Origin of the sequence: Streptomyces marokkonensis, assembly GCF_008312835.1 — a bacterium.
Taxonomy (GTDB): Bacteria; Actinomycetota; Actinomycetes; order Streptomycetales; family Streptomycetaceae; genus Streptomyces; species Streptomyces marokkonensis_A.
In genome coordinates, this window is record NZ_VSKS01000044.1 from 1 (window position 1) to 10577 (window position 10577).

Sequence of the window (10577 nt, forward strand, 5' to 3'; positions counted from 1 at the left end):
CGGCCCACAGGGCGGGCTGTACCACGTCGACCCGGTCCAGGCCCGGCTGTCCCGGCTCGCCCCGGAGCACTCCCAGCAGGTCCCAGTCCACGAACGGCTCGAGAGCCCGCGCACACTCCCTCAGCCGCTCCGCGAAAGCCCCGTGTTGCCCGAGCAGTCCTACGGCCATTCCGGTCCATTGGGCGCCCTGTCCGGGGAAGACCCATACGGGATCGCCCACGGGCCGGCCCTCCCCCCAGATCACGCCGTGCGCGTCGTCGGGTGCGTGCAGTCGTTCCACCAGGGCGTCACGGTCGGCGCCGGTGATGACCGCGGCGCGGTGTTCGAACACGGACCGGGAACCGGCCAGCATCCGGGCCAGTCCACCCACCGGCACGTCCGGATGCCGTTGCATGAACTCCGCCACACGCTGCAGCGACGCACGCACGGCACCCTTGTCCCGCCCCGACACCAGCAGGGGCAGCAACGAGTCGTCGCTGACGATGGCCTCTTGAGCCTCCTGTTCGAGGGGCGGTGCCTCCTCCAGCACGAGGTGCGCGTTGGTCCCACTGGCACCGAAGGAGGAGACGCCGGCGCGGCGGGGTGCCGCCGTGTCCGGCCAGGGCTGGGTCTCGGTCACCAGCCGGACATCACCCGCGTCCCAGTCCACGTGTGTCGAGGGCCGGTCGACGTGCAGTGTGCGCGGCACCGTTCCGTGCCGCATGGCGAGCACCATCTTGATCACGCCGGCCACGCCGGCGGCGGCCTGGGTGTGTCCGATGTTCGACTTCACCGACCCCAGCAGGACCGGCTCACCCGGCGTCCGCCCCTGCCCGTACGTCGCCAGCAGCGCCTGCGCCTCGATCGGGTCGCCCAGGGAGGTGCCCGTGCCGTGCGCCTCGACCACGTCGACCTCGGCGGGTGACACTCCGGCCTGGGCCAGCGCCGCCCGGATCACCCGCTGCTGCGCGGGGCCGTTGGGCGCGGTCAGTCCGTTCGACGCGCCGTCCTGGTTGACCGCCGACCCGCGCACCACCGCCAGCACCGGGTGCCCCAGTCTCCGCGCGTCCGACAGGCGCTCCAGCAGCACCAGGCCCACGCCCTCGGCGAAGCCCGTGCCGTTCGCCCCGTCCGCGAACGCACGACACCGCCCGTCGGCGGAGAGAGCGCCCTGCCGGCTGAACTCGACCAGCGCACCGGGCGTCGACATGACGGTGGCGCCGCCGGCGAGGGCGAGGGAGCACTCCCCGTTCCGCAGCGACTGCGCCGCCAGATGGATCGCCACCAGCGACGACGAACACGCCGTGTCGACCGTGATCGCCGGACCCTGCAGACCCAGCGCGTAGGAGATGCGGCCGGAGGCGACGCTGACCGCGGCGCCGTTGCCGAGGTAGCCCTCCAGGTCGCGCGGGGAACGGTCGTAGAGACCGGGGCCGTAGCCTCCGTGCATCACACCGGCGAAGACGCCCGTCCGGCTGCCCTTCAGGGTGGCGGGGTCGATGCCGGCCCGCTCGAAGGTCTCCCACGCGGTCTCCAGGAGCAGCCGCTGCTGCGGATCCATCGCCAGCGCCTCGCGCGGCGATATCCCGAAGAACGCGGCGTCGAAGGTCCCGGCCCCGTCGAGGAAGGCGCCCTGGCGGGCGAACGACGTGCCGCCGCCCTCCCCTTCGGCGTCCAGCAGGCGGTCGAGGTCCCAGCCGCGGTCCTCGGGGAGCGGGCCGACCGCGTCGGTCTCCGCCATGAGCAGTGTCCAGAACTCCTCCGGCGTCCGGGTGCCGCCCGGCAGGCGGCAGCCCAACGCCACGACGGCGATGGGCTCCTCCGGCTCCGCCGCCACGGCCGCCGGTACCGCCTCTCCGGCGCCGGAGGCGCCCCGGGCCAGCCCGTCGAGATACCGCGCGAGGGCCTGCGGAGTCGGGTGGTCGTAGGCCACGGCGGCCGTCAGGCGGTGGCCGGTGGCGGCGGACAGACGGTCGCGCAGGGCCACCGCCGCCAGGGAGCCGAAGCCGAGCTCGTGCAGGGGCCGGTCGGCGGTCACGTCCTGGGCGGACGGCAGACCGAGGACGTCGGCGATCACGGAACGCACCAGGGTGAGCAGCCCGTGCCGGGCAGCGGAGAGGCCGGTGCCGTCGGCTGCCGGGGACACGGCGGGGACCGTGCCGGTGCCGTCCGCGCCGTCGGCGGCGGGGCGCACGGTCACCGCCGGGTTGACGAGGAGGAGGGTGCTGGGCAGGTCGGCCAGGCGCCGGCGGGCGGTCTTGCCGCTCGACGTCCGGGGGATGGCGTCGACGACGTGGAACTCGTCGGGCACCTTGAAGTAGGAGAGTTCCCGGCGGCACGTCTCCAGGAGCCGTCCGGCGTCGATGCCGTCGGGGCCGTCCGGCCCCGGCACCAGGTAGGCGACGGGCACCTCACCGAGTACGTCGTGGGACTTGCCCGCCACGGCCGCCTCGGCCACGCCGGGCACCCCGGTGAGCACCCGCTCCACCTCGGCGGGGTGGATGTTCTCGCCGCCCCGGATGATGAGCTCCTTGGTCCGCCCCGTGATGGTGAGTCGGCCCGCCGGGTCCAGGCGGCCGAGATCGCCGGTGCGGTACCAGCCGTCCACGAGGACGGCCCGCGTGGCGTCCGGGTCGTTGTGGTAGCCGATCATGGTGGCCGGGCTGTCCACCCAGATCTCGCCCTCCTGACCCGCCGCCACCTCCTCGCCGGTGCGGGGATCCGTCAGGCGGAGCGTCAGGCCGGGCAGCGGAGTTCCGCACGAACCCGGGACGCGCGCCCCGGCCGGCGCCTGGGTGGTGATGGCGCCTCCGGTCTCGCTGCTGCCGTAACTGTCCACGAGACGGATGCCGAAGGTGGCCTCGAAGTCCTCGTGCAGCTCGGGCGGGCAGACGGAACCGGCCGCCATGCACACCCGCAGTCCGGGCAGTTCGACCCCGTCCTCACGCGCCAGCTCCACCATGCGGCGGTACGTGCTGGGCGAGTTGACCAGGAAGGAGGCCCGCTCGCTGCGGACGGTCTCGATGATCTCGTCCGGGGCCGAGCCCTCCAGGACGTAGGCGGACGCCCCGACGGCCAGCGTGGCGAGGACGCCGATGTTGTGCGAGGCGGCGTGGTAGAGCGGCATGGGCCACACCACCCGGTCGTCCGCCGACAGGCCGAGGATCGTCGCGGTGCAGGCGGCGGTGGCCCACAGGGACTTGCGCTGGGTCGACACCACGCCCTTGGGGCGCCCGGTGGTGCCGGAGGTGTAGAGGATCCAGGCCGTCTCGTCGAGGCCGAGGTCGTCCCGCGCGTCGCTGGCCGGCGGGGTGAGGGCGAGGTGCTCGAAGCCGGTGGCGCCGGGCACGGGCCCGTCGGCGCCGACGACGATCAGTCCACCGTCGAGGGAGTCACCCCTCAGCGTCCGCTCCACCTGGGGCAGTTGCGCCACGCCGGTGATCACCGTGCGGGCTCCGCTGTCGGTGAGGTGATGGGTGAGTTCGGCGTCGGAGGACTTCGGGTCGACCGGTACGCCGACGGCTCCCGCCCGCGCGACGGCGAGGTAACTCTCCACCATCTCGACCCGGTTGCCCATGCGCAGCAGGACACGGTCGCCGCGGCCCACTCCGCGCGCCACGAGGTGGCCGGCCAGGAACCGCGTGCGCCGCTCGAGGGCGCCGTAGGTGACGGAACGGCGGCCGTCCTGGAAGGCCCGCGCGTCCGGACGGGTCCGGGCGTGGTCCGCGAGGATCTCATGCAGCGGCCGGACCAGCGCAACACGGGGCTTCTCAGTCACGACGCTCGACTTCCAATCACCTGGGCAACGGAGACGCACGACTCGGGCGGTCCGGGCCGCCGGGCACGCGAACGGCGGGGAACTCCCTTCCCCCGCCCACGCGGCCAGTATGGGCGCGGTCCGGTTAGGTCTTTCTCTAGAACCGGCGTGCCCGGTGACCGGCCGGAACGCTCCCCGAGCCCGCTTGTCGCGGGCCTGACGGACACCTGTTCACGCCCGGGCACCACGACGGACGGCGGGGCACGCACCGCCCGTCGTGACCCGTCGGCCTCCTCAGCCGGCGAGCAGTTCCTTCCTGAGGTGGCGGACCAGTCCCGCGGGTGTCGGGAAGTCGAAGACGACCGACGGGGGCAGGGAGAGGCCGGTCGCCGACTCCAGCGCGTTGCGCGCGGTCAGCGCGGTCAGCGAGTCGAACCCGAGGTCGCGGGTCCGCGCCTCCTCGGGGATCTGCCCGGCCGTGGCGAACCCGAGCGCCGACGCGAACCGGTCCCGCACCAGATGGAGCAGGGCCGCCTCCTGCTCGGCGGCGGTCAGCGCCGTCAGCCGGCGGCGCAGCCCGCCCGGATCGGCGGCCGCGTCACGCGCGGTTCGCCGTACGGCCCCGCCCGCCGTGTCCCGCAGCAGCGCGGCCGTAGCGGTGAGCGGTCCCGTGGTGCGCGGCACGGACAGGTCCGGCCGCTGCGCGGTGAGCGCCGTCCGCCCCGTGGCGACGGCGGCGGCGAACAGGTCCGCCGCCTCGTCCGCGGCCCCCACGGGGCCGCGCAGGGACACCGCCGGCACACCCGCCTGCCGCAGGGTGCGGGCCCACACGTCGAACACCGCGGCCACGGCCGCGTCCGCGAGGCCGGCCACGCCGGGCGCGGGCGTGGCGAACACGACGGAGGCGATGCCGCGTCCCGGTGCCGACCGCACCAGCTCCAGTGCCGGGTCGACCACCGGACGCAGCGCGGCCTCCACGTCGGCCCGTGGGTCCGTCGTGGGGCCGTCGGCGAGCACGGCCGCGGTGAACAGCACCGTGCGGGGAGCGCCGTCGAGCAGCGCCCGCACCGTCCCGGCCGGGTCCACCGGGTCCCAGCGCAGCAGCTCGGCCGTCCCGGCGGCCGGCGCGAGCCGGTCGGCGGCGTTCTTCGCGAACGGGCCCGTCAGGAGCGGCCCGGGCGCCGCCGGCCCGGTGCCGTCACCGTTGCGGGCGAGGAGTGCCTCGGCCGCCCCCTCCGCCTCGGCACCCGCGAACAGGGCCGTACGCCCGGTGGGTGCGGCCGGGGGACCGGCCGGGACGCGTGCCGCGCGCGGCACGAGGGCCCTGCCGTCGCGCAGGGCCAGTCGCGGTTCGCCGCAGGCCACGGCGTCCTCGACGCGACGCCAGGAACGCTTCCCCGCGTCGGTGTCGAGGAGGACGAAGCGTCCCGGCGCCCGGTCCTGCGCGGCGCCGACCAGACCCCGGACGGCCGCCGCACCCACGTCCGGCGTGGGCTCGCCGTCCGTGACGACCGCGTTCCGGGTCACGACGACCAGCCGTGCCCGCGCCAGCCGCGGGTCGGCGAAGTGCCGTACCCACGTGAGGGCCTCACCGACCGCGGCACGCACCGCGCCCGCCGGGTCAGTGTCGCTCCGCGGAGCCGGGGAGACGACCACGACGTCCGGGACGGGCGCGCCCTCCCCGACCGCGCGCAGCAGCGCCGGCAGGTCGGGATGCCCCTCGCTGGGGCGGCCCGCCGACATCAGTGCCTCGCGCAGCCCGTGCGCGTCCGGCCCTGCCACGGCCCACCGGCGTGGGCGGACCGTCGGCCCCGGCAGCTCGTACGGGCGCCAGGAGTCCTCGAACAGGGCGTCCTGCTGGGCCGCCGACGCGGCTCGTACGTCCTCGCCCCGCAGCGGCGCGCAGGCCACCGAACGCGCGCTCAGCACCGGGTCCCCGGCGCCGTCGGCCGCCTCCAGCTCCCAGCGGCCGTCCGCCGTCTCCCGCAGCCGCGCCCGCAGCACGGACGCGCCGGTGGCGTGCAGGGTCACGTCCCGCCAGCGCACCGCCGCCACGGGTCCGGCACCGGCCGGTGCCGCCTCCCGGGCCACGTGCAGCGCCGCCGTCAGGGCCGCGTCCGGCAGCGCCGGGTGGAGCGCGTGACGGTCCGGGGCCGTCACCCAGTCGGGCAGCTCCACCTCGACGAAGACCTCGTCGCCGCGCCGCCACACGGCGCGGGGCGTCCGTGCGGCGTCCGGCCGCCCGGCGGCGCGGTCCCCGGTGACCCGGCGGGCGCCCGGCGGCGGCCACACGGACGGGCCGGCACCGGGTTCCGCTGCCGGGGCCGGTGCCACCGTCGCCGTGGCGTGCCGGATCCACGGGCGGCGTGCGGCACCGTGGGCGTCCCGCCGCCCGTGCACCGTCACCCGCCTGGCCCCGTCGGCCTCCGGCGCGCCGACCGTCACCCGGAGCTGCACACCGCCGTGGCGCGGCAGCACCAGCGGCTCGTCGGCCACCAGGTCCCGTACCCGGGCGCAGCCGGCGCGGCCCGCCGCGTGCAGCACCAGATCCAGCAGTGCCGCTCCGGCGAACACCGCTCTGCCGTCCGCGCGTCGCAGCACGGTCGGGTCGCACCCGTCCGCGGTGACCCGGCCCGTGCACACCAGTTCGTCACACCCGGGCAGTTCGACCACTGCCGACAGCAGCGGATGGCCCGCGTCGTCCAGCCCCAGACCGACGGCGGCGGAGGAGCGGGACGCCGGCTCCGTCCCCTGCCGGGGCCGTCGCCACAGCGGTCGCGTCGGCAGCCCCGCCAGCAGCTTCCGGGCGATCTTCCCGGCCGGGTTGCGGGGCACCTCGGCGACCTCGTGGATCTCCTCCGGGAGCTTGTACGCGGACAGCCGCCGACGGCAGGCGCTCAGCACCGCCTCCACGTCCACGCCGCCGGCCCCCGGCACCACATAGGCGACGGGGACCTCGCCGAGCGTCTCGTGGGGGACGCCCGCGACGGCCGCGTCCGCGACGCCGGGCACACGGACGAGGACCCGCTCCACCTCGCGCGGGTGGATGTTCTCCCCGCCCCGGATGATCAGCTCCTTGAGCCGGCCGGTGATCGTCACGTATCCGTCCGCGTCCTGGCGGGCCAGGTCACCGGTGCGGTACCAGCCACCGGAGAGCACCCGCGCGGTCTCCTCCGGCTGCCGGTGATAGCCCAGCATCAGCGCCGGACCGGACACCCACACCTCGCCTTCGGCACCCCGCCGCACCTCCTCGCCGGTGCGCGGGTCCGTGAGCCGCAGCGTCAGCCCGGGCAGCGGCACACCGCACGAACCGGGCACGTACGGGCCCCGAGGCAGGTTCGTGGTGATCGCGCCGCCCGTCTCCGTCGAGCCGTAGCTGTCCAGCAGGGCGAGGCCGAACGCGGAGCGGAACGCCTCGTGCAGGGACTGCGGGCAGGACGAGCCCACCACCATGCACACCCGCAGCCGCGGAACCGCGACCGGGGCGGAGCGCGCGAGCTCCACCATCCGGTGGTACATCGTCGGCACGCCCACCAGGAAGGTCGCGTCCTCCTCCGCGGCCCGGCGCAGCACCTCGTCGGCGGCCGGACCGTCCGTGAGGCAGACCGTGGCACCGACCGCCACGGCGCCGAGCACGCACACGTTGTGCGCCACCGCGTGGAACAGCGACATCGGCCAGACGACCCGGTCCCGCGCGGACAGCCCCAGCAGCGGCGCGTTGCAGGCGGCGGTCGCCCACAGCGACGTCCGCTGCGTGGACACCACTCCCCTGGGGCGCCCGGTCGTACCCGACGTGTAGAGCAGCCAGGCCGGCTCGTCGAGGCCCAGGTCGTCGCGGGGCGGATGGCGCAGCGACCACGACGACGCCAGGTCCTCCCAGCGCGGCAGCTCCTCGCCGGCGCCCTCCGCGAGGCCGGCCGCCTCCGCGAACCCCGGCTCGCCCTCCTGCCCGACGAGGACCACCGAGGTCCCCGGCCGGTCCGCGAGCACCCGGCGCACCTGGGGCAGCTGCGCCGCGCCGGTGATGACCAGCCGGGCGGCGCAGTCGTCCAGCAGGTGGGCCAGCTCCGCGTCGGTCGACCCCGGGTCGAGCGGCACCCCGACGGCGGCGGCCCGGGCGACGGCGAGGTAACTCTCCACGGCCTCCACCCGGTTCGCCAGGTGGATCACCGCCGACGCGCCGCGCGCGAGCCCCAGCTCCACGAGATGGCCGGCCACCCGGGCGGTACGCCGGTCCAGCTCGGCCCAGGTGACCGCGCGACGGGCGTCCTTGAAGGCGATCCGGTCGGGCCGGCGCGACGCGTGCCCGGCGAGCAGTTCGTGCAGCGGGCGCATCAACTCCGCCCGGAACGTGGCGTCCGCGGTCACGAGTCCCTCCTCAGGACCCGGCCGAGGCGTAGCGGCGCACCGCCAGCGTCCTGCCCACCACGGCGATCAGCAGCGACCAGGCCACCGACACCAGCACGGGGTGCTCGGCGGGCCAGGAGCCCGTCGCGGTGAGCCCCGGGTTGCCGAACAGCTCGCGTGCCGCCTGCACGGTCGCGCTCAGGGGGTTCCACTCCGCGGCCCAGCGCAGCACCGTCGGCAGCGTCGAGGGCGCCACGAAGGCGTTCGACAGGAACGTCAGCGGGAACAGCCACAGGAAGTTGCTGGTGGCGGCCGCCTCCGGGGCGCGGACCGACAGGCCGATCACCACACCCACCCACGACAGCGCGTACCCCATGAGCAGCAGCAGCGCGAACCCCGCCAGGGCGCGCGGCAGTCCGTGGTGGATGCGCCAGCCGACCAGCAGAGCGCACAGCACCATGACGGCCACCACGATGACGTTCTGCACGAGATCCGCGACGGTGCGGCCGGTGAGCAGCGCGCCCCGCGCCATCGGCAGCGAGCGGAACCGGTCCACCATGCCGCTCTGCACGTCATTGGCCATGCTGACGCTGCTGTTGCTGGCGGTGGCGAAGGCGATGGTCTGCGCGAAGAACCCCGGCATCATGTACTCGCGGTAGGCGGCTGCGCCCTCGGCCCCGGGCAGACTGAAGGAACCGGCGAACAGGTACGCGAAGAGCAGCACGAAGACGACGGGCTGCACCAGACTGAGGATGAGCACCTCGGGGATGCGCACCGACCGGATCACGTTGCGCCGCGTCACGACCAGCACGTCGCGCAGGGACTTGGCGGCCGTGCCCGGCCTGAGTTCGGGTACGGGCGGTGCCGCTGCCGACACGTTCATCACTCCTTCTCGCTCGGCGCGCCGGCGCCGACCGCCGCGCGCCCGTTGTCCCGCGGGGTGTCCTCGGTCAGGGCCAGGAAGACCTCGTCCAGCGTGGGGCGGCGCAGTCCGATGTCGGTGAGCGCGATGCCCTTGTCGGCGAGTGCGGCGATGACCTCCGTGAGCAGCCGCACCCCGCCGTTCACGGGTACGGAGACCGTGCCGCGCGGCCGGTCCACGTCCGGGGCGCGACTGCCGAAACGGGCCAGCAGGTCCGCGGCGGCGTCGAGTTGCTCGGGCCAGGACACGACCACCTCGATGCGCTGCCCGCCCGCCTGCGCCTTCAGCTCGCGCGGTGTGCCCCGCGCGATGATGCGTCCCCGGTCGACCACGGCGAGGTCCCGGGCGAGGCGGTCGGCCTCCTCCAGGTACTGGGTGGTCAGCAGCAGCGTGGTGCCCTGGGCCACCAGGTCCTCGATGGTGTCCCACAGCATCAGCCGGCTGGTCGGGTCCAGCCCGACCGACGGCTCGTCGAGGAACATCACCGAGGGCCGCACGACGAGGGCCCCGGCCAGGTCCAGCCGTCGCCGCATGCCGCCGGAGTAGGTGCTCGACACGCGGTCGCCGGCCGAGGTGAGGTCGAACCGGTGCAGCAGCTCGTCCGCCCGCTGCCGGGCGGCCCGGGAGCGCAGCCCGTACAGTTCGCCGATCATGCGGAGGTTCTCCCGGCCGGTCAGCCGGTCGTCGACGGCCGCGAACTGGCCCGAGAGCCCGATCGACAGCCGGACCCGGTCCGGCTCGCGGACCACGTCGTGACCCGCGACGCTGGCGGTGCCCGCGTCGGGCCGCAGCAGGGTCGTCAGCAGCCGGACGGTCGTGGTCTTGCCCGCTCCGTTGGGGCCGAGCAGTCCGAGCACGCCGCCTTCCGGCACGTCCAGGTCTACTCCGTCCACGGCCCGGACCTCGCCGAAGGTCTTCACCAGACCCGTGGCGTGGATGGCGCCCGCCATGGGGTTCTCCGTCCTCGTGTGCAGGGGTGGGGGATGGCTGTGCGCCGGGGTGAACCGCGCGGGCGGGTGTCCGGGACGCCGGACAACGCGCGCGTCCCGGACACCCGCCCGGCGCTCAGGTGGTGGCGATCAGCTTCAGCTCGGGGTGGGCGGTGCCGCCCGCGATGGCCGTGGAGGACACGTGCGAGACGATCCGCTCGTCGACGGGGTCGTCCGCCGGGTCGTCGTGCACGGCGAGGTGCTCGTACGTCGTCGAGCGCTGCGCCGGGACCCGTCCCGACGCCCGGATCAGGGTGAGCAGCTCGACGAGGTTGGAGCGGTGCTTCGCGCCGGCGGAGGAGACGACGTTCTCCTCCAGCATGATCGAGCCGAGGTCGTCCGCGCCGTAGTGCAGGGAGAGCTGCCCGACCTCCTTGCCGGTGGTCAGCCAGGACCCCTGGATGTGCGCCACGTTGTCCAGGAACAGCCGGGCGATCGCGATCATCCGCAGGTACTCGAAGAGCGTGGCCTGCGTGCGGCCCTTCAGGTGGTTGTTCTCCGGCTGGTAGGTGTACGGGATGAACGCGCGGAACCCGCCCGTGCGGTCCTGCACGTCCCGGATCATCCGCAGGTGCTCGATCCG

The 10577-nt window shown here is 75.1% G+C and carries 4 protein-coding genes and 1 pseudogene; all 5 read right to left on the reverse strand.

All coding sequences use genetic code 11. The features are described 5' to 3' along the window. Positions 1-3757, reverse strand: a 3757-nt coding sequence (locus F1615_RS35225; protein ID WP_244328975.1) for a beta-ketoacyl synthase N-terminal-like domain-containing protein, incomplete at its 3' end; no start/stop codon positions are given. A gap of 273 nt (positions 3758-4030) precedes the next feature. Then, entirely contained in the window at positions 4031-8104 is a 4074-nt protein-coding gene (locus F1615_RS35230) for an AMP-binding protein (protein ID WP_244328976.1), read from the reverse strand. A gap of 10 nt (positions 8105-8114) precedes the next feature. Then, positions 8115-8966: an ABC transporter permease gene (locus F1615_RS35235; RefSeq protein WP_149553109.1), complete on the reverse strand. Its 852-nt coding sequence runs from the start codon at positions 8964-8966 to the stop codon at positions 8115-8117. After that, entirely contained in the window at positions 8966-9955 is a 990-nt protein-coding gene (locus F1615_RS35240) for an ATP-binding cassette domain-containing protein (protein WP_149553110.1), read from the reverse strand. The genes F1615_RS35235 and F1615_RS35240 overlap by 1 nt, the downstream gene beginning before the upstream one ends. A gap of 115 nt (positions 9956-10070) precedes the next feature. Beyond that, positions 10071-10577 (reverse strand): annotated as a pseudogene (locus F1615_RS35245) (dehypoxanthine futalosine cyclase); the annotation flags it as partial.